Genomic DNA, 19,907 nt, shown 5'->3' with positions numbered 1-19,907 from the left:
AGACCATGCTCAGTTCCAGCGCACTTTATGCCGCTATCGACCTTGGCTCCAACAGCTTCCACATGTTGGTGGTGCGCGAGGTAGCCGGCAGTATTCAGACTTTGGCGCGCATCAAGCGCAAGGTGCGTCTGGCGGCCGGGCTGGATCAAAACAATCTCCTGTCGCATGAAGCCATGCAGCGCGGCTGGCAATGCCTGAAGTTGTTCTCCGAACGCCTGCAGGACATTCCACGCGCACAGATCCGAGTGGTCGCCACGGCGACGCTGCGTCTGGCGTCCAATGCCGATGAGTTTCTGCAAACCGCAGAGCAAATTCTCGGCTGCCCGATCCAGGTGATCAGCGGTGAGGAAGAAGCACGGCTGATCTACCACGGCGTTGCCCATACTACCGGCGGTCCGGACCAGCGTTTAGTGGTCGATATCGGCGGCGGCAGCACCGAGCTGGTCACCGGTACCGGCGCACAGGCGGCCCAGCTGTACAGCCTGTCAATGGGTTGCGTCACCTGGCTGGAGCGGTTCTTCAGCGATCGCAATTTGGGGCAGGAGAATTTCGAGCGGGCCGAACAGGCTGCACGTGAAATGGTGCGTCCCATCGCGCCACAGCTGCGTCAGCATGGTTGGCAAGTCTGCGTCGGCGCTTCCGGCACCGTCCAGGCGCTGCAGGAAATCATGGTGGCACAGGGCATGGATGAACGTATCACCCTGTCCAAACTGCGCCAATTGAAACAGCGCGCCATTCAGTGCGGCAAGCTGGAAGAGTTGGAAATTGAAGGGTTGACGCTGGAGCGCGCTCTGGTGTTCCCAAGCGGGCTGTCGATCCTGCTGGCGATTTTCCAGGAGTTGGGCATCGAAAGCATGATGCTGGCCGGCGGCGCACTGCGCGAAGGACTGGTCTACGGCATGTTGCATCTGCCGGTCGAACAGGATATTCGCAACCGCACCATTCGCAACCTGCAACGACGTTATCTGTTGGATACCGAACAAGCCGAACGCGTCAGCCAATTGGCCGCCAACTTCTCGCAGCAGGTAAGCAATGAATGGCAATTGGATGCGCGATGTCGCGAGTTATTGCACAGCGCCTGCCTGATCCACGAAATCGGCCTCAGCGTTGATTTCAAACAGGCGCCGCAACACGCCGCCTACCTGATTCGCCATCTGGATTTACCCGGCTTCACCCCGGCACAGAAAAAACTGCTGGCCACCCTGCTGCAAAACCAGAGCAACACTATCGATCTGCCACTGCTGAGCCAGCAAAACGCCCTGCCGCCGCGTACGGCGCAACGTTTATGCCGGATTTTGCGCCTGGCCATCATCTTCGCCAGCCGTCGCCGCGACGATACGCTGCCGGCGGTGCGCCTGCGTGCCAATAATGATGATGAGCTGACGGTGATCCTGCCGCCAGGTTGGCTGGAACAGCACCCGCTACGGGCAGAGGCGTTGGATCAGGAAAGTCATTGGCAAAGCTATGTTCATTGGCCGTTGATACTGGAAGAACAACGTTGATATGACAAGGGCGCTAATCGCGCCCTTTCTTCTAACTTCCGCCTTTAGCCTTGGCCAACTGAGCGCGAATATTCGCCAGATGGCTTTGACCTTTTTGCATCCGTTCTTGCGGACTGACCACCTTACGTTCACTTTCCCACGCCAGGTCATCCTGCGGCAGTTCCAGCAAGAAACGACTTGGCTCCGGCCGCACCAGTTCACCATATTGGCGACGTTCGCGACACAGGGTGAAAATCAGCTCTTTTTGGGCACGAGTGATCCCCACATAGGCCAAACGCCGCTCTTCATCGACGTTATCCTCATCAATACTGCTCTGATGCGGCAGTAACCCCTCCTCCATCCCCACCAGGAAGACATAAGGAAACTCCAGTCCTTTGGAAGCATGCAGCGTCATCAACTGAACCTGATCCAGCTCCTCGTCGCTTTCGCCACGTTCCATCATGTCACGCAGGGTAAAGCGCGTTACCACCTGGGTCAGCGTCATTGGCTCATCCAGCTCGCTGCCTTCGAGCATTTCCGTCATCCAGCCGAACAGGGTATTGACGTTTTTCATGCGCATTTCGGCGGCTTTCGGGCTGGGTGAGGTTTCAAACAGCCAGCTTTCGTAATCTACACCGCGGATCAGATCGCGCACCGCGGCTATCGGTTCACGCTCCGCCAACTGAGCAATCCCGTCCAGCCAGTGAGTGAAGCGCTGCAGCGACTCCAACCCACGACCGGTCAGGTGCTGGCTCAGACCGAGATCGAAACTGGCGCGGAACAGGCTTTTGTTACGTTGATTGGCCCATTCACCCAGCTTTTGCAGCGTTGCCGGGCCAATCTCACGCTTTGGCGTGTTAACGATGCGCAGAAATGCGCTGTCATCATCCTGGTTAGTCAGAACACGCAGGTAGGCCAGCAGATCCTTGATTTCCGGCCGTGAGAAAAACGAGGTGCCACCGGAAATTTTGTAAGGGATGCGGTTTTGCATCAGCATTTTTTCAAACAGCCGTGACTGATGGTTACCACGATAAAGGATCGCATAATCGCCGTAGTTGGTTTTCTTCACGAAGTGATGGGCAATCAGCTCCCCGACAACACGCTCGGCCTCATGATCCTCATTATTGGCGGTCACCACCTTCAGCTCTTCACCGTAACCCAGCTCGGAAAACAGCCGTTTTTCAAACACGTGCGGGTTATTGGCGATCAGGATATTCGCCGCCTTCAGGATACGCTCGCTGGAGCGGTAGTTCTGCTCCAGCTTAATCACCTGCAACGCCGGAAAGTCTTCCTTCAGCAGCACCAGGTTTTGCGGACGCGCACCACGCCAGGAGTAAATCGACTGATCGTCGTCCCCCACCACGGTGAAACGCGCACGGTTACCCACCAGCAACTTCACCAGTTCGTACTGACTGGTGTTGGTGTCCTGATATTCATCCACCAACAGGTAGCGGATACGATTCTGCCAGCGTTCGCGCACTTCTTCATTACGCTGCAGCAGCAGTGTCGGCAGCAGGATTAAATCGTCAAAATCCAGTACGTTACAGGCACGCATATGCGCGTGATACAGGCCATAGCAATGCGCGAACAGCTTGTCGCGTTCAGAGCGCGCCAGCTCCATCGCCTTCTGGGGATCGATCAGGTCATTCTTCCAGTTGGAGATGGTGGAAATCAGCTGCGCCACCAGCGTCTTGTCATTCTCCAGCCATTTCTCGGTCAGTTCTTTCAACAGCGCCAGCTGATCCTGATCGTCGAAAAGTGAGAAGTTGGACTTCATCCCCAGCGCGGCATATTCACGTTTAATGATTTCCAGCCCCAGCGTGTGGAAAGTGGAAATCATCAGTCCGCGTGCTTCTTTGCGCCCCATGGTTTGCGCCACACGCTCTTTCATCTCGCGCGCAGCCTTATTGGTGAAGGTCACGGCGGCGATGTGCCGCGCCTGATAACCACAGTTGTGGATCAGGTGAGCGATTTTGTTGGTGATGACGCGCGTCTTGCCGGAACCGGCACCGGCCAGCACCAGACAGGGCCCGGTAACGAATTCGACGGCTTGTTGTTGGCTGGGATTTAATCGCATGGCGCTTTATTGCTCGACTTTATAACGTGGGAGAGGATTGTAGCAGAAAGCGTCGACGAGATTTAACGGGTATAATCAGCGCAATTTCTGTATTGATAAAGGCAATACCATGGCAAAGACGGCGTGCGCCCTGCACATTCTGGTAGATAACGAAAAACTGGCCGATGAACTGCTGGCCAAGCTTAAACGCGGCGTCAGCTTTGACACCCTGGCGCGCAAATACTCAACTTGCCCATCAAAACGCAATGGCGGTTCTTTGGGCGAGTTCAACAAGGGCACCATGGTGGCAGCCTTCGATAAAGCGGTATTCAGCATTCCGCTGCTCAAGCCCTACGGCCCGGTCAAAACCCAGTTCGGCTACCACATCATCAAAGTGCTGTACCGCAGTTGATTGAGGGGGCAAACGCCCCCCCACCCCTTACTGTGCGCTGGTCTCCGGCGCTGGAGCGGTATCGGTAGGTTTAACCTCTTCCGAGACTACGGCAGGTGCCGGGGACATAATGCCGGTATAGGTTTCCTGTAACTGCTTCATGCTCATCTCAGGCTCGCCTTTCGGCTGCATCAGCACCAGGGTCGCATCTTGCGAAAGCTGAAGTTTCAGTTCCTGATTCAGCGCTTCCAGCGTCAATCCGCTCAGGAACTCCTGACGCAGTTTTTGATACTGCTCCGGCGCGATATCCACTACGCCGCTCTGTTGCGAACGCAGGCGCTGGCTCATCAACACATCCGTATCGGTGCGGGCATAGGTGGCAAACAGCTTGCTGAGTTGATCGTTTTTCTGCGCCAGCAGTGCGTTAAACTCGTCTTGCGACAAACCGTTATTACGCACGTTAGCCAACTCGCGGGCGATAAAGCCCAGGCTGTTGTTCAGGTTGTTGTTTGGCGTGTCGAGATGGATGGCACATTGGGCGCGTTGGTACTGCACGCGGCAATCGAAGCCCAGATGCAGGTTTTTCTGGTCACTCTTGTCCAGCACCTGCTGGAGATGCCAGAACAGCGCTTCGCGAGCCATATCCCCGCGCCAATAGCGGCTCAGATTTTGCGAATCACGGATCGGGTGCCAGGGTGCATCCCACATGATCGACAGCGTATCCTGCTTCACCTGCTCGCTGATCAGGCTGACCGGCTGTGGTGGCAGTGAAGTCAGCGTTGGCATCAGGGCCGGCGTTTCACGCTTGCCTTGCAGCGGCGAGAAGGCTTTGTTGATTTGTTCACTCAGGCTACGGCTGTCTACCTTGCCCACCACGTACAGCGTCATCGCGTCCGGGGTGTACCACTGCTGGTAGAATTTCTTCAGTTGATCAACATTCACCGGTCGCTTGGCGGGCTGGGCCGGATCGTGTGCCAGCATCGTTGAGCCTTTCAGGCGATAGCGCCACCAGGCATCTTTTGGATTCGGTGGGAAAGTGCCAACCGGATCAACACTGGAGTTGACCACCGCATGCACCGTATGTTCGTCGATCGCCAGCTTGCCGGTGGTATCGGAAAGCCACGTCAGCGCTTCTTTCAGCAGATCTGGGCGGTTATTCGGCAAACTGAGATTATAAATGGTGAAGTCATAAGAACTGATGGCCGGCGGCAAAGGTCGTTCGCTGTCTACGCTTTGTTGCCACAGTGAGCGCAACTGCGGCGGCGTAAAGCTTTCGCTGCGCGCCAACGACAGGCGCGGCAACAGATGGGCGAAGCCAATCTGTTGTGAAGACTCCACTAAAGAGCCGGTGTTAACCATCAACCGCAGCTCGACGCGATCGCTCGGCCGCTGCGGTGTGTCTAATATCTGCCATGAAAACCCGTTGGCCAATGCCCCCTGCTGCCAGGCAGGATCGGGTTGTAGTGCTTCAGCCTGCACGCTGCTGTTGGCTACAGCCAACAGCAGCCCACCTGCTATGAGATGAATTCTGGTGCCCTGCATGTGAACCCCTACTTAATGACTATCCAATTTCTTTATGCAAATGCGGATATTCCATTTACCGGAATATTAGGCTGCAACCAACAGCCTACAAACAAAACGCCCTGAGTTTCACAGTGGGGCGGAAAGTAGAAAGTGTACCATCGAGTTAGACCGCGCGCCTTTGCGGATGTCACTCATTAGTGTGAAAAATAATGGATAACCGTATTTTTAATGCAAGAAATCATTACGCGGGGGGATAAAATGTCACCGGTTGCCGTGGCAACCGGTGATTTGAGGATAAAATCAGGCTGAAGGCAGCGTTTTATCGGCTCCTGAGCCAGTCTTGTTGGACAGGGTGTCATGCAGTTGTTTTTCATCCAGCTGTTTACACCATTTTGCCACCACCACCGTGGCCACACCGTTACCGACCAGGTTGGTCAGCGCACGGGCTTCAGACATAAAGCGGTCAATACCCAGAATCAGCGCCAGACCGGCCAGTGGCAGATGACCGACGGCGGAAATGGTGGCGGCCAGCACGATAAAGCCACTGCCGGTCACCCCTGCCGCCCCTTTAGAGGACAGCAGCAGCACCACCAGCAGCGTTACCTGATGGATAACATCCATATGGGTGTTGGTCGCCTGCGCGATAAACACCGCGGCCATAGTCAGGTAGATTGAGGTGCCGTCCAGGTTAAAGGAATAGCCGGTCGGAATAACCAGGCCCACCACCGATTTCTTGCAGCCCAGTTTTTCCATCTTGTCGAGCATACGCGGCAGTACCGACTCGGAAGAAGAGGTCCCGAGCACGATCAACAACTCTTCTCTTATATAACGAACAAACTTAAAAATGCTGAAGCCGTTGGCGCGGGCAATCGAGCCCAGCACCACCACCACGAACAGAACGCAGGTGAGATAGAAACAGGCGATCAACTGACCGAGCTGCAGCAGCGAGCCCACGCCGTACTTACCTATGGTGAACGCCATTGCCCCAAAGGCTCCCAACGGCGCCAGGCGCATAATCATATTGATGATGCCGAAGATCACGCGGGAGAAGCTTTCAATCACATTGAAGATCAGTTGGCCCTTATCGCCCAGGCGATGCAGGGCAAAACCAAACAGCACGGCAAACAGCAGCACCTGCAGAATATTGCCGCTGGCAAAGGCACCAATCACGCTGCCGGGAATGATGTCCAGCAAGAACGGGACAATGCCTTGCTGCTGGGCTTGTTCGGCGTAGACGGCTACCGCTTTGGCATCCAGCGTACCGGGGTCGATGTTCATCCCGGCACCCGGTTGTACCAGGTTGACGATCAGCAAACCAATCAGCAGCGCAATGGTGCTGACAATTTCAAAATAAAGCAGTGCAATCGCGCCGGTACGGCCTACGGCCTTCATGCTCTCCATGCCCGCGATACCGGTCACCACGGTACAGAAAATCACCGGAGCGATGATCATTTTAATCAGTTTGACGAATCCATCGCCCAGAGGTTTCATCTGCGCGCCAATGTCAGGGTAGAAATGGCCAAGCAGGACGCCCAGCGTAATCGCTGTCAGCACCTGAAAATAGAGGCTCTTAAAGATAGTGAGTTTCATATGAACATCCTTTGGAGGGGAAGACACGCACCAGGCGGTAGTCTAGTTATCTCGCCTGTTCATCGCTTGCGCGGAAAATAACACCCACCTAACAACATGGAAATAATTTGTTGCACCAATAGATACATGTTGATACGAATTTAAGAGCTGAAACGCGCCAGCCCAAATGCAAGGTTATAAATTGCGTAACCCTTTGTTTGCACTAACGCAAAAGAGGTAGGTATCACTGGCGGTTTTCGGACAGGGTAATGGGCGACCCGGATGTCACCCATGACGAAAGGCAAAAGGGAGTCAGGCCGAAGGCCGGCAGAATTCGGCTTCAAACTCACTGCGCGGTAACGGACGAGCAAACAGGAAGCCCTGGCCGCTATGAATACCCTGCTGCAACAGCCAGTCACGCTGCTCGGCATTTTCAACACCTTCGGCCATCACCGGCAGAGCCAGCACCTCAGAAATCGAACTGACAATACGCACCATGGCATCGTCCGTCGGCAGGCCCTGAATAAAGCTCTTGTCGATTTTAATCAAATCGATCGGCAGGCATTTCAATCGGTTGAGGTAATTAAGGCTGGAATATCCCATGCCGAAGTCATCCAGCGCGATGGAAAGCCCCAAATCGTGCAACTCCCGCAACAGCGCCAATGCGCGATCGAGATCGTCAATACGCACCGTTTCGGTAATTTCCAGCAGCAATTTGCGCGGGTCAATCTGATACTGCGCCAGCAGGTTCTTCAGGTGCGGAATAAAATCCTCATGCCGCATCTGGATTGGGGACACATTGACCGCCAGCGGCAGCGTAATACCCCGGGCCTGCCAATCGGCCAGGATCAAGCAAGCCTCTTCCAGCACCCAGTTGCCGAGCGGCACAATCACACCCAGCTCTTCGGCTAACGGAATAACTTCGGCCGGCAGGGTAAAGCTGCCGTCGTACTGCTGCCAGCGCAGCAAGGCCTCGGCGCCGATCACCGAGTTGGACTGCATATCGACCTGAGGCTGCAAAAACAGGGTGAAACGACGCTGTTCGATGGCTTGCAGAATTTCACTTTCCTGCGTCAGTCGTTTTTGCGTACGCTCCGTCAGGCTGGGCTCGAAGAACAACACCTGATTTTTACCTTCACGATGCGCCGACATCATCGCCGAGGTGGCACTGCGCAGTAACTGCTCCGCGCTTTCTCCCGGATTAAGATAATGGGCGATGCCGATGCTGGCGTTGGGCCGCAGCGGCATATCCTGCAGGCTCAGCGGCGCGTTAATCTGTGCCATGATTCGACGCGCCAATTGCATGGCGTGGAACGGCCGCTCAACACCTTTGGCCAGAATGGCAAACTCGGTTTTGCTCAGCTGCGCCAGCACGCCGTTTTCATCGATGCACTCACGCAGTTTCTTAACCAACGTCAGCAGCAGGGCTTCACGCATTGCCGGGTTGAGCACACCGGAGGCCTCATGCAAGGTTTCGATGCCAATAACCAGCAAATTAAAACGCTCAGGCCTCAGGCTGGAAGCAATATGTTGCTCCAGCAGAGCGGTAAACAGCGCCTGATTCGGCAGCTCGGTAACCGGATGATGGGTGCTCATACGGCTCATTTCGGCATGGGCTTTGGCCAACCGCTGCTGATTGCGGTTGTAATTGCGAACCAACAACCCCAGTTCGTCGTCCTGGTGTAACGCCGGCAGCATCAGTTGATGGTAAGGCGCTTCTTCCTGGGAAATATTTTCCAGTTCTTTGGCCATCGCGCGCAGCGGATGCACCATCAGCCGGTTCATACACCAGCTGATAGAAACCGACAGAATCAGCGCCAGTAGCAAATAGGTCGATAACATGGTCGACAGAATGCTGAGAATGAATTGGTACATGCGGAACGAGTCGGCCTGCAGCACCAGATAAGCCAACGGCTGCGGGTTGGCCGGCACGCGCTCCAGCGAATAGAGCGGAACGGAAATCTGGATTGGCAGCTCAAACAGGCGAGCAATCAGCGTCGGTACCGGGCGTTCAGGCGGGAAATTGGCGTGTAATGCCTGGAATTCGTTCGGCAGTACAATATCCGCCCGGCTCAGGATACCTACCGGCAGCAAGGTGTTCAGCACCCGCTTGGTTTCCGGCACATCCATGCGCAGCACGGCCTCCGCCAGCGGCTGGCGTACGGAATGAGCAATATTTTCCAGTTGCTGGGCATAGTCATCCCTGCGCTGCTGCACAAAATGGAATAACTGGATCACGATAAAGATACAGATTGTCACCAGCGCCACGCCGGAAACCGTTGCCATCTGTTTAATCGTTAATGAACGCCTGACCCGCAAACCTGCTCTCCGCTAATTCGGGCTGAAATAAAAAAGGGATGAATAATACCCATCCCTCGGACCGGTCTGAGTATACTCGATTGTCAGCTGTTTTTATCTTGCCATACCCAGGACAAAACCAAGAAAACCGCGGGTTTCAGTCTTTTCCTAATGAAACGCGGCTTACAAAGCCAGTTATTAGTGATAGTGCCCTCGGTGCGCCAGGCCCAGGTATCTCAGGATGCATACCAAACTCACACAGGGTAGCAAAACTACCCTGTGCCGACACTCTGAATCTACCTGAGTTGAGTTACTTGAAATCGGCGTATGGCGTCAGCGGCTGCGGCGGTAAATCCAGGTCGCCTTGCCAACCGGCCATCGAATAGCGCAGATAAATCAATGCGTGGCTTGGTGTATAGTCTTTTGCCTGCTGGATATCGAGCCCGGCACCCAGCGTCCAGTGCGAACTGAGGCGTCGCTCGACAATCGCCCGCAGGGTATAACCGACACCGGAAGAAGAACTGCCGTCTTCTACCGCAAACTTGTCCGGCAGCGAGTCCGGGATCAGCCCTTGCAGCGGATAACGTTGTTGACTGTTGGTTTTCGAATGGGACAGCGACACCGACCCACCCAGCTCCCATGACCAGTTCTCGGTTCGCTGGCGATAATTGACCGGCAGCGCCAGCGACATATATTGCTGCGGGCTGTAATAGCCCCCCTGGCCAAGAGAGTAACCACTCAAATCCTTCTGATAGTGCCACAGCATGGTGTTCAGCCCGACGGTGACGCGGCGATTATCTTCATTGATCAGCTTGTAGTAATAACCGGCCATAAAGCGTTCACGTTGGTTATCCTCAACGTTTTTACCGGTCAACTGATGTGCGCTGAGATCGGCCCAGACCCCATGAGCCTCGCCACGATCGTAGCTGCCGCTCAGGCTGACTCCAGTGGCGCGAACGCCACCCCAGGTGGTGCCGGTGTTCGGATCTTTGGTACCACCAAACGCCAGCAATGAGCTGGAAATCGGTCGACGCGAAGCCGCCAACGTCCAGCCAATGTGGTTCCAGTCATTGCTGTAGGCCAGCCCGCCGACCCAGTCGACCACCTCAAAGCCCATCGGCGTGGTGCCGATGTCCCCTGACCAGCGATCGTTCTGCCAGCCCACCGCCACGCTGGTGCCGGTGGTTTTCTGATGTTCGTCACCGCTACAACCCTGAGTATTACAGGTACCAAAGGTTTCGTAATATTTGCCGCTGCCGTCGGTAGAGAAACGGCCGGCATCCAGCTGCACGGTATCGGAACGGAAAAATGCCCGCCCGTCGTACAACGGCATATCCACCTGCAGCATGGTGTCGTGCGCTTTGTAATCTGAGATACCGCCGGTACCACTCGAGCCCCAGTAATCGTGATCGAGCGTGACGTTAACGTCCTGCTGACGGTACAAATCTGCCGCGTCCGAGCGAATACCTCGCTTGAGCCAGTCATCGCTCGGGTTGTTGCGTGTCAGATAGGTGTAACTGTCGTTATCCTGCGGCACGTCCGGCGCAATGCCGCTGGCCACCATCGCCTGTTTGTAATCCTGTTGCGCCAGCGCCGGTTGGCGTTGGTCGCGCTCGAGCCGCGCCGCATCACGGTAAATCAACGCCTTCGACTGGCTTGCCGGCTCTGGCTGGGCCGCGGTTTTTAGCCGGGTAAAGATGTCGGTGGCTTTTTGCGGTTCGCCAACGGCATACCAGGCGTTAGCCTCCCGTCGCTCGCTGTTGCCTGAGGGGATTGGCTCCGGCGCGTTGGTTTGCAGCCGCTGGCGTGCCTCGTTCAGCTTGCCCTGCGCCACATAAGCCTCGATTTCGCCCAGTCGCGCATCCGGGTTATTCGGTTCGCGCGCCCGCACCCGCTGATAGTCGACCAGTGCGGCGTCATAGTCACCGCGTGCCAGCGCCCAATCGGCCAACTGAAGATCGATACGGGTATCCACCGGCTGTCGACGCAGGTAAGCCACCGCGCCCGGCTCATCACCTGCGGTGCGTAGCTGCTCGGCATGCTCCAGCGTTGCCTGCATTTTCAAACGCTGCGCCAGTTCGCGCATATTGTCGTTCCACTGTGCGGTGGGTAAGGCATTCAACTGTGCCAGCGCCTGCGGGTCGCGATCGCTACCGGAGAGATACAGCGCATAGGCATAGGCCAACTGCGGGTTACCACGCTGTTTTTGCGCCAGCCGAGCGAACAGGGTATCCGCCTGCTGCGGCTGCCCGGCCTGACGCAGCGTTTGCGCGTAGTGATAGGTCAACCAGACGTCATCGGGGTCCATCTGCTGGGCACGACGGTATTTTTCGGCCGCCTGGTGCCACTGCTGCTGCTGAACCAGCCGATCGGCCTGCTGCTTGAGCATATCGAGCTGCAAACCCTCCAGCGTACTGCGCATTTTGTTTTGCTGGCTGCGCGGCAGACTGTTGAGGTAGGCCAGCGCCTTTTCCGGCGATTGCCGTTGGTAAATATTCACCAGACCACGCACCGCACTGCCGCTGCCCGGATCCAACCGCAATGCCTGCTGATAAAAGCGTTCGGCGGCGGCGTCATCTTTACGCGCGACCGCAACGTCACCCAAACCGATCACCGCACTGCTGTCGGTGTTGTCGAATTGCCGTGCCTGTTGGTATTTTTGCTGGGCCAGCGCCAGATTGCCGGCTTTCAACGCCTTGTCACCCTCGTCGACCGCCAGCCAATAGCTGTTACTCTTGATCAAACTCTGCCATTTACTGCTGCCGTAACCGCTTTTATCGGCTTGCAACGCCTGGCGGAACAGGCTCAAGGCCTGCGGACGATTACCCGCGCGCGAGTAAGCCTGCCCGAGCGCGCCCAGCACTTCGGCATCATTGGGGGAAGCCGCCAGCGCTTTCTTCAGTTCGGGAATGGCGGCACGGCTGCCGCCCTTGTCGACCTGCGCCAACCCGCGTACCCGTGCCTGATAGGCCGGATCCGACAACAACGCCTGCTGCCGGGCCAGCTCTTGCCGGGCGCTGACCGCCTGATCGCCGGTTTCAAACACCCCGAGAAAACGGTTAAGGGCCGCCAGGCTTTGCGGGCTGACCGGCATGGCCTTCACTTTCTCCAGCCACAGATCGGCAGCATCCCCGCGCCCGGCAGGATCGGCCGCCACTTTCTGCAGCAAATCATAGGCCTGTGCATCACGATCCTGACTAAACAACATGCGCGCCAGCGACATACGCAGCGGCACGTTACCGGAATATTGCTGATCCAACGCCTGCAGTTGTTTTAGTGCCGCGGCTTCCTGTCCCGGCAGCCGTGCCACCAGCCGCCAATACTCCACCGCCAGCTCAAGCGTCGGCGGATCCCCATGGAACAGGGCATCATACTGCGCTTTGGCCTCCGGCAAACGACCGGCGGTCGCCATCAGCCGCGCCTGCTGCAGCTTTTGGCGGGTTTCCGGTTGGGTCAGCAGCATGTTCATTTCCGCCTGGCGATAGGCACTGGACTGCGGCGCAATCGTTTTCAGCTTATCCAGCTGCTGCTGCGCCAACGCCTGATTCCCCTGGCGTAATGCCAGGCGCATACGCGCTGAAATCACCTCCGGGTTGTTCGGATCCATCAGCTCAAGCCGGTAGAGTGATTGGCGCACCAACTCATCTTTGTTGCCGGCCTCACCAACGCGCACCTGCTCCAGCAACCATTGTTCCGGCGCGACGGTTTCTGCCCCCTGCGCCTGTGGCAACATCGCCAGACTTAAAGGCACCAGGCCCAGCCAGTTTATTCGGAAGTTACGCATTGGCCGCCCCAGGCGGGTTGAAGTTCACCCTGCCGATTAAAACGATAACGTTGTTGATCCCATCCCTGGCCGAACAGCGCCAACGAGGCGCTGAAATAGGCGTTGTCGCCCGGCGGGTTCTGCTTAATACGTTGGCGTTGTACCTGTAGCGCCTCGGGTTGATTGGCCAGCATCGGCAACATCGAGGCAGAAAAACCCACCGGGCCGTTCCCCGTGGTTTTACCGCTGGCGGTGTCGGTTTTCTCCGGCGGCACGCCCTGTTGAACGGTGAGCTGTGCCATCGGTTGCAACTGCTTGAGCAGCGCCGCCTTGTGTTGATCGTCATCTGCCAGCATACCGGCCCACAAATAGGCCCTAATGGCATCATAGCTGCCGATGTTCGGCTTGACGGTGTCCGGTTGCCAGCCTTTGCCGACCTGCCACACTACCCAGTCCGGCAAGAAGCCGTGAGGGGCAGTTTCCAGCCATAGCCGCTGATTGGTTTGCTGCATCGCACGCCATGGGCCGTTCAACGCGGCAAAACGCGCCAACAGTTGCGGCGGCAGGTAACTTGGGTTGAGCCGCCAGCGATCTCCCGCCACAAACCCCACCTTACCCGGTAACAACATCAGCCCCAGACCGGGGATATCTGCCACTTCTTCACGGGCAATACGCTGCAACAGCAAGGTACCCAGGGTCTGATAGCGACGGCTTTTCCACAGGCGACCGGCCTCCAGCAGGTTATAGGCAATCCACAGGTCGGAATCGGAGGCCGAATTGCTGTCCAGCACCGTCCACTGCTTTTTATCGTCCTCACCCCATAGCCAGGCCGGCAAATGGGCGCTGAGATCGCCCGCCGCCAGGTTATTTTCCGTCCACGCCAGCAGTTGGTCGAAAGCAGGCCGATCGTTGGCCACCAGCGCGAAGAACAGGCCATAGCTCTGGCCTTCCGAGGTAGTGATACGATTCGGGCTACTCGGGTCGATCACCCGCCCCTGCTCGCTGATATAAAACTGTTTGTACTGTTGCCAGGCTGGCCACTCGCAGGTGGCTACCGCGCTGAATGAGCACAGTAGCAACATGCCGAATGTCAGACGCTTCAATGCCGCAGGCATAGCGATTAATCCCGATCTTCAGGCGACAGGCGACGACGGCTGAAGGCTTTCAAACCACGCCACAACATCAGCGCCAGGATCACCACCACCACTACCGCAATCACTGCCAGCAACACCGGGTGGGTCGACAGCGCATGCCAGATACGCTCCCACCACGGCAGGTGCCCGACATAATAAACGTCGCCCACGCGCAGGCTGTTCACCCCGGATTCGCGGATCACCGCTACCGAACCAAACACCGCCGCACGCTTGCCGCTGTCCAGCAGTGCATTGTTGAGCAGGTCGTAGCCACGCGGGCTGTCGGCCAGCAATGCCACAATGCTGCGCTGATCGTTAAACGGTGACTGTACGCCGACTATCGCCGACATGGCCCCTTCTGAACTGATGGTGGTTTTGCTGTCCGCCCTGGTGTCCTCCGCCAGCACGTCCATGGTCGGCAGCGGCAACTGCCGTGTCGGCTGTTTCACCCAGCTCTGGGTGGCATCGACCAGCAGGTTGATTTTTTTGTCGTCCCGCAGTTCCGGCGGAATAGTGCCGATCATCAGAATATCGGCGTCACGCTGTTTGGCTTGCGACCAGTCGTCACTCACCGTCACCGCCAGCGCCGGATAACCGGTCTGGGCGCCGATAACGCCCATCGCGTTCAGCAATGCGCTGACCTGCGATGGCTGTGGCTGCTTGTTCACCAGCACCAGCGTTTGCGACAGATCGGCCAAACGGCTGAAAGGAAAACCGGCGTTGGCAAAGGCACGCAGATCCGGCATCGCCATAAAGTGGCGGTAACCGGAAAAATCGATGGTCGATGCACCGTCGATCACCGCATGGTTAGCGGTGAAGGAGTAGGTTTCACAGCGGCCTTCGGCCCCGCTGGCGAGCAGGGTGGTGTAGTCAAAGTCGAAACGCAGTTGGTTGGTGGCCCCCAGCCGCAGCGCCGGGATGTTGACGCTCTTGTCCGAGTCGATCAGCCCCTGGGTCAGCGGCAAACGCAACAATTGAGCGCCCTGCTCATGCTCCGGCACCAGCGAATAGGCCTGCACAAACTGGTTGTTCAGACTGACGCTCAGGCGCGAGCCGTCCTGAATGCGTGGCGCGGTATAGCGATATTTCAGATGCATATCAATGCCGGTACTGCGGATCAGGAACAGGTCCGGCGGCAGGTTCATGGTCAGCGAAATCGGCCCAGGCTCGATGCCGCTGGTCTGCAGTTGTTCAGCGTACTGCTGCAGCTCGGCAAAGGTCATCGGTCTGTCGGTCCGCACCCAGTTAGGCGCGTCATACGGCTGGCGCGGCGCCAGTTGTTCGACCTTGTCCACCGTAACATTCTGCCCTCGGAACAGGATGTTACCCTGCGCAATGCCTTTCACGGCGGTGATCAAATCGTTGTCGTCACGGCCCTGCACCAGCAGCAGCTTGATGTACGGATTATCCGGATGGCTGATCATTTCCACCGTCGGGCCGTTGACCGGCGGATAATCGCGCAGGAAGTCCGGGCGCTGCTTGTTGGTGGCAAAGACGATGGCATGCTGTTCCGGCAGCTTGTTATACAGCGTCGGGAACGATTGGCCGCGCCACTGCGCTTTGCTGCCGAACCACGAAGCCAGAATGCCCGCAGCCCGCTGCTGGGTGACATCCGGCTGACCGGCAAACACCATTGGCAGGGTCAGCGGCCGGTTGTCACGGCTGTCAAAGAACGGCTCCGGGAAATGCGACAGCTCGTTCTTCACCGGCAGAGTTTGGTAGCGCAAATTCAACGAGCTGGATTTGCTGACTTCGAGCCACAGCGTGGTGCTGGCCGGGTTTTCACAAATGTTCTGGTAATGACCAACGAACACCAACCGCACACGGTTAAAATCGGTGATATAGCGCGGGTCGATCGCCATCTGGATACGATTGGGTTTGCCGAGCTGCTCTTTGGCGAGAGTGGTCACGCCCATCAGTTCGTCATTGAGGTACACCTTGACGTGCGACTCCACCGGGATCAGCGAAGGTGACGGGGTGAATTCCAGATTGAGCATCGCCTGCGACACCACTTCATCGCTGCGCACACCGAATTCGACCTGGCCATCCGGCCGGGTGCCACGCAGGGTAAAGGTGCCCGGCGGCGGCGCAATCTGGGCAAACTGCAACTGCACGTCACGCACCGGCGCATTCGGATCCTGCGGCGCGACCGATCCCATGGGTGTCGTAACCGCTGCGTCGGCAGGCACCGCCAGCGGCGGTTGCGCGGCAACGGTCGGCGCGGTGGCAGTCTCAGCCTGAGACAGGGTGCTGATGCCTAAGGCCAGGGCAGTAAACCAGGTTATTTTTCTCGTCATCGTATCATCATCAATGTTAGAGCCTGGGGGCCAGGCGAGTAAGCGGGCGGTTTGCCTATACCACTGTCTCTTTTTGGCTGAAGGCCGGAGCCCTGCCGACACCGTGCGGGATAAATGACACCACCCAGCCAATCAGCGTCGTGGTTCCAACCAACAAGCGGCGCACCAACGGCGGTGCGTAATCTGCCATACGTATATAACCCCGGAAGCCCAGCGCCAGAACGTCACGCAGGCTTTCGATCGGCTTATCTTCAGGGAAGCCGTCCTGCCACAACGCCCAGGTATCGGCGCGGGCAAAGGTGCACTGAATAAAATCAATATGTTCACGGGTGCTAAGGCCAACCATGCGGATGCCCACCTTGCTGCCGAAAGCGCGCGTCACCACGCACGGGAAACTGTATTCCTGCTGGCCGCGCTTGAGTAACAACGACACCTTGTCACCGTCTTTCAACGCGTCCGCCACGCGCATCTCAATCCCCACCCCACCGTCGGAATAATCACGCAGCGTGCAGGGGAACAGATGCCCGTCGGCACGGGCAATGGCGGCCGGCATGGCAATCTCCACCCGGTGCGCCTGGCGCACCTGCTTGGCCTCTACCGCCACCGCCACCGCGCCGCCGAGAATGGTCATGTTGTACAAGACCCACACCAGGCTGATGATCACCGTCATCACTTCGTCCGTCGGGCCGTAGCCCAATCGCCAGACGCCAAACACCAATCCAGCCAGGTTCAATATCACCAGGAACATATAGGGCCGGGTAATCACCCAGTCGACATGCTCTTCCTCCACCAGCCCGCCTTTGGCGGTCACGTTGAATTTGCCCTTGTGCGGATTAAACAGCGCCACCGTGGTCGGCCGGGCGATGTACCAGGCCAGTACCGTCTCGTAGATCTCGCTCCAGAAAGAGTGGCGGTATTTACCCTGAATGCGCGAATTGGTCAGGCTGGCGTGGATCATATGCGGCAGCACATACAGCGCGATCGCCAGCGCCGGAGCAAAGATGATATAGGCGTGCAGCAGCAGGAAGGCCAAAGGCGCGGTGAGAAAGATCAGCCGCGGAATACCGGAAAGGAAGTGCAGCATGGCGTTGGCGTAACATAACCGCTGCGCCAGTTTCAGTCCCTTGCCGAACAACGGGTTATCCAGTCTGAAGATCTGCACCATGCCCCGCGCCCAGCGAATACGCTGCCCAATATGCGCCGACAGGCTTTCTGTCGCCAGCCCCGCCGCCTGCGGGATACGAATATAGGCCGAGGTATGCCCACGACGGTGTAAGCGCAGCGAGGTATGGGCGTCTTCGGTAACGGTTTCCACCGCAATACCCCCGATTTCATCCAGCGCACTGCGCCGCAAGATAGCGCAGGAGCCGCAGAAGAAAGTTGCGTCCCACATATCGTTGCCATCCTGCACCAGGCCATAAAACAGCGTGCCTTCGTTCGGCGTCTGACGAAAACGCCCGAGGTTACGTTCAAACGGATCCGGCGAGAAGAAGTGATGCGGGGTCTGCAGCATCGCCAGCTTTTTGTCTTTGAAGAACCACCCCATGGTCAATTGCAGGAAAGAGCGCGTCGGCACGTGGTCGCAGTCGAAAATCGCCACAAACTCACCGGTAGCCTGCTTCAAGGCGTTATTGATGTTACCGGCCTTGGCGTGTTCGTGGGTTGGCCGGGCAATATATTTCACCCCCACCTCTTCGGCAAAGGCCTTGAACTCAGGGCGATTGCCGTCGTCGAGGATATAAATGGTGACCTTCTCTTTCGGCCAGTCGATGCCCAGCGCGGCGTAGATAGTGGGCTTCACGACCCCCAGGTCTTCGTTATAGGTCGGCACCAGCAGATCGAGGGTCGGCCAGGTCGCGCTGTCGGCGGGCATCGGTACCGGCTGGCGGTTAAGCGGCCAGACGGTCTGGAAATAGCCCAGCACCAGTACCACCCAGGCATAGGTTTCCGCCACCAGCAACAGCAGACCGCAGGTCAGACTGAGCGGATCGTCCCAGTTCAGCGTGGCGGTATAGCGCCACCACAGGTAGCGGCAGGACACGGTCAGCGACAGCACGATCAACATCAGCGCCGGCAGGCGGCCCGGTATCCGGCGCACCACCATGGCGATGCCCCACAGCAACAGCACAAACACAAACTGCGCAGGCAGGTCGAACGGCTGCGAAATACACAGGATCGCCAGGATCGCCGCCAATACGCCGACAATAATAAACAGCACGCGGCGCACTCGCCGGTTCATCCGGCTCAGCCGTGCTACCGAGCGTTGCTCAAGCCCGGCATTTTCCAGCCGTTGAGGGATAGCGTTCAGCCAATTGGCGTAGCGCAATTGCAGGCGCTGCCAACCGGCGAAGCGCTGATGGCTCATCGGCTCGCGATCGGTACGGAACACCAACAACCACAATCCCTGCACCAGATAACGCAGCACATCCGCCGGCCGCGGGCGGCTAGACGACAGATGCGGGAACCAATAGGCACGACCGGCCCGCAGCCGTTGCCAGCCCGGCGATTCAAAACGCAGGAAAATCCAGCCCAGCGCCACCAGCAACGTGGTGAAAAAGGCGGTAAAGGCCGATGAGCCATGGCGACGATAGGCGCGATAACGCGTCTGCACCGCCTGTTGGACCGGCGGCACCAGCAGCAGGCTCATCACCCGGCTCATGACGCCGCATCCTTCAGATTGATCAGACACCAGTTGGCCAGCGTCAGCACTTCATCTGCGGCCAGACTTTCCGGTCGATACTCGCCCAGCGGCTGCTTTACCGCCAGCGCCTCGGCCATCGCCTCATCACGGTGGATGACCACCGGCAACAGCCCGCCCAGGGTTTGCAACCACAGCTGATGCAAATCCTGCTGGAGCTGGCTGGCAGCGAAATATTGGTTAATCAGGAAACGGCAGCCTTCCGGCAAAGCCTGTTGATGCAACCGCACCTGGCAGTTAGCGTCCGGGGCGATCAGCATAAATACGCAGTCAGCCAACGGCAGTGCCTGCGCGGCCAACAGGGGGTCATCCGTCGGCAAATCCAGCAGGATCCAGTTGTACTGCGCACTGGCGCCTAGCTGCGCCAGATTGTCCTGCCAGCGGGTGGGATGTTGCCGACAATATTGTTGTAAATTTAACCGTTCTGCCGCGGTGAGTTGGCCAAAGGGCAGAAAGTCGAGGTTTTCGCAGTAGCGCATCGCGCCCTGCTGCCACTCGCCGCCATCCTGCTCCGCTCTGGCCCAGCCGCGCGCCAGCTCAAACGGCGTATTAAAATGCAGACGCAGCAGGTTATCCGGCGCGAAATCGACGACCAGCACCGACTCGCCCAATTGCTGTAATGCCCACGCAAGCGCCGCGGTGACCGACGTTGTGCCCATCCCGCCTCGCAAACCCTGCAGCGCAATCACTGGCATAA

The 19,907-nt window shown here is 57.7% G+C and carries 11 protein-coding genes; 2 read left to right on the top strand and 9 right to left on the bottom strand.

Translation table 11 applies throughout. The annotated features are described in order from the left end of the window. The first annotated feature begins 5 nt into the window (after positions 1 to 5). Positions 6 to 1,502, top strand: a complete 1,497-nt coding sequence (gene ppx / locus OCH02_RS19370; RefSeq protein ID WP_261432583.1) for an exopolyphosphatase — start codon at positions 6 to 8, stop codon at positions 1,500 to 1,502. Between the two features lie 31 nt (positions 1,503 to 1,533). Here ppx and rep read toward each other — a convergent pair whose 3' ends face one another. Next, complete coding sequence (gene rep / locus OCH02_RS19365) at positions 1,534 to 3,558, bottom strand: DNA helicase Rep (protein WP_261432582.1); 2,025 nt, start codon at positions 3,556 to 3,558, stop codon at positions 1,534 to 1,536. A gap of 109 nt (positions 3,559 to 3,667) precedes the next feature. Between rep and ppiC the strand changes: the two genes are divergently transcribed. Further along, positions 3,668 to 3,949: a peptidylprolyl isomerase PpiC gene (gene ppiC / locus OCH02_RS19360; protein WP_017891252.1), complete on the top strand. Its 282-nt coding sequence runs from the start codon at positions 3,668 to 3,670 to the stop codon at positions 3,947 to 3,949. Positions 3,950 to 3,976: 27 nt separating this feature from the next. On the opposite strand, the gene OCH02_RS19355 is transcribed toward ppiC, so the two are convergent. The 8 genes from OCH02_RS19355 to bcsQ form a co-directional block, all read right to left on the bottom strand. Further along, positions 3,977 to 5,470, bottom strand: a complete 1,494-nt coding sequence (locus tag OCH02_RS19355) for a M16 family metallopeptidase (RefSeq protein ID WP_261432581.1) — start codon at positions 5,468 to 5,470, stop codon at positions 3,977 to 3,979. Between the two features lie 282 nt (positions 5,471 to 5,752). Next, on the bottom strand, positions 5,753 to 7,042 hold the full coding sequence (locus tag OCH02_RS19350) for a dicarboxylate/amino acid:cation symporter (protein ID WP_261432580.1): 1,290 nt from the start codon (positions 7,040 to 7,042) through the stop codon (positions 5,753 to 5,755). A 291-nt stretch (positions 7,043 to 7,333) separates the two neighbouring features. Then, positions 7,334 to 9,340, bottom strand: a complete 2,007-nt coding sequence (gene hmsP / locus OCH02_RS19345; RefSeq protein ID WP_261432579.1) for a biofilm formation regulator HmsP — start codon at positions 9,338 to 9,340, stop codon at positions 7,334 to 7,336. Between the two features lie 289 nt (positions 9,341 to 9,629). Then, positions 9,630 to 13,103, bottom strand: coding sequence for a cellulose synthase complex outer membrane protein BcsC (gene bcsC / locus OCH02_RS19340; protein ID WP_261432578.1), 3,474 nt, complete (start codon positions 13,101 to 13,103; stop codon positions 9,630 to 9,632). Next, entirely contained in the window at positions 13,085 to 14,197 is a 1,113-nt protein-coding gene (gene bcsZ, locus OCH02_RS19335; RefSeq protein WP_261432577.1) for a cellulose synthase complex periplasmic endoglucanase BcsZ, read from the bottom strand. The genes bcsC and bcsZ overlap by 19 nt, the downstream gene beginning before the upstream one ends. A gap of 5 nt (positions 14,198 to 14,202) precedes the next feature. Further along, complete coding sequence (gene bcsB, locus OCH02_RS19330; protein WP_261432576.1) at positions 14,203 to 16,512, bottom strand: cellulose biosynthesis cyclic di-GMP-binding regulatory protein BcsB; 2,310 nt, start codon at positions 16,510 to 16,512, stop codon at positions 14,203 to 14,205. A gap of 55 nt (positions 16,513 to 16,567) precedes the next feature. Further along, positions 16,568 to 19,171, bottom strand: coding sequence for a UDP-forming cellulose synthase catalytic subunit (bcsA, locus tag OCH02_RS19325; RefSeq protein WP_261432575.1), 2,604 nt, complete (start codon positions 19,169 to 19,171; stop codon positions 16,568 to 16,570). Next, the gene (bcsQ, locus tag OCH02_RS19320) at positions 19,168 to 19,905 is read right to left on the bottom strand and encodes a cellulose biosynthesis protein BcsQ (RefSeq protein ID WP_261432574.1); all 738 of its coding nucleotides are present in this window, start codon (positions 19,903 to 19,905) and stop codon (positions 19,168 to 19,170) included. Before bcsQ ends, bcsA begins: the two co-directional genes overlap by 4 nt. Between the last annotated feature and the right edge of the window lie 2 nt (positions 19,906 to 19,907).

Source organism: Serratia quinivorans, assembly GCF_946227985.1.
In the GTDB taxonomy this organism is placed as follows: domain Bacteria; phylum Pseudomonadota; class Gammaproteobacteria; order Enterobacterales; family Enterobacteriaceae; genus Serratia; species Serratia quinivorans_A.
Note: the sequence above shows the minus strand (reverse complement) of the source record. Positions and strands in the feature narration are given on the sequence as shown.

Coding starts and splice junctions, on each gene's coding strand:
- OCH02_RS19350 (WP_261432580.1), bottom strand. CDS start 7,042: ATGAAACTCACTATCTTTAAGAGCCTCTATTTTCAGGTGCTGACAGCG.
- bcsZ (WP_261432577.1), bottom strand. CDS start 14,197: ATGCCTGCGGCATTGAAGCGTCTGACATTCGGCATGTTGCTACTGTGC.
- rep (WP_261432582.1), bottom strand. CDS start 3,558: ATGCGATTAAATCCCAGCCAACAACAAGCCGTCGAATTCGTTACCGGG.
- ppiC (WP_017891252.1), top strand. CDS start 3,668: ATGGCAAAGACGGCGTGCGCCCTGCACATTCTGGTAGATAACGAAAAA.
- OCH02_RS19355 (WP_261432581.1), bottom strand. CDS start 5,470: ATGCAGGGCACCAGAATTCATCTCATAGCAGGTGGGCTGCTGTTGGCT.
- bcsB (WP_261432576.1), bottom strand. CDS start 16,512: ATGACGAGAAAAATAACCTGGTTTACTGCCCTGGCCTTAGGCATCAGC.
- ppx (WP_261432583.1), top strand. CDS start 6: ATGCTCAGTTCCAGCGCACTTTATGCCGCTATCGACCTTGGCTCCAAC.
- bcsA (WP_261432575.1), bottom strand. CDS start 19,171: ATGAGCCGGGTGATGAGCCTGCTGCTGGTGCCGCCGGTCCAACAGGCG.
- bcsC (WP_261432578.1), bottom strand. CDS start 13,103: ATGCGTAACTTCCGAATAAACTGGCTGGGCCTGGTGCCTTTAAGTCTG.
- bcsQ (WP_261432574.1), bottom strand. CDS start 19,905: ATGCCAGTGATTGCGCTGCAGGGTTTGCGAGGCGGGATGGGCACAACG.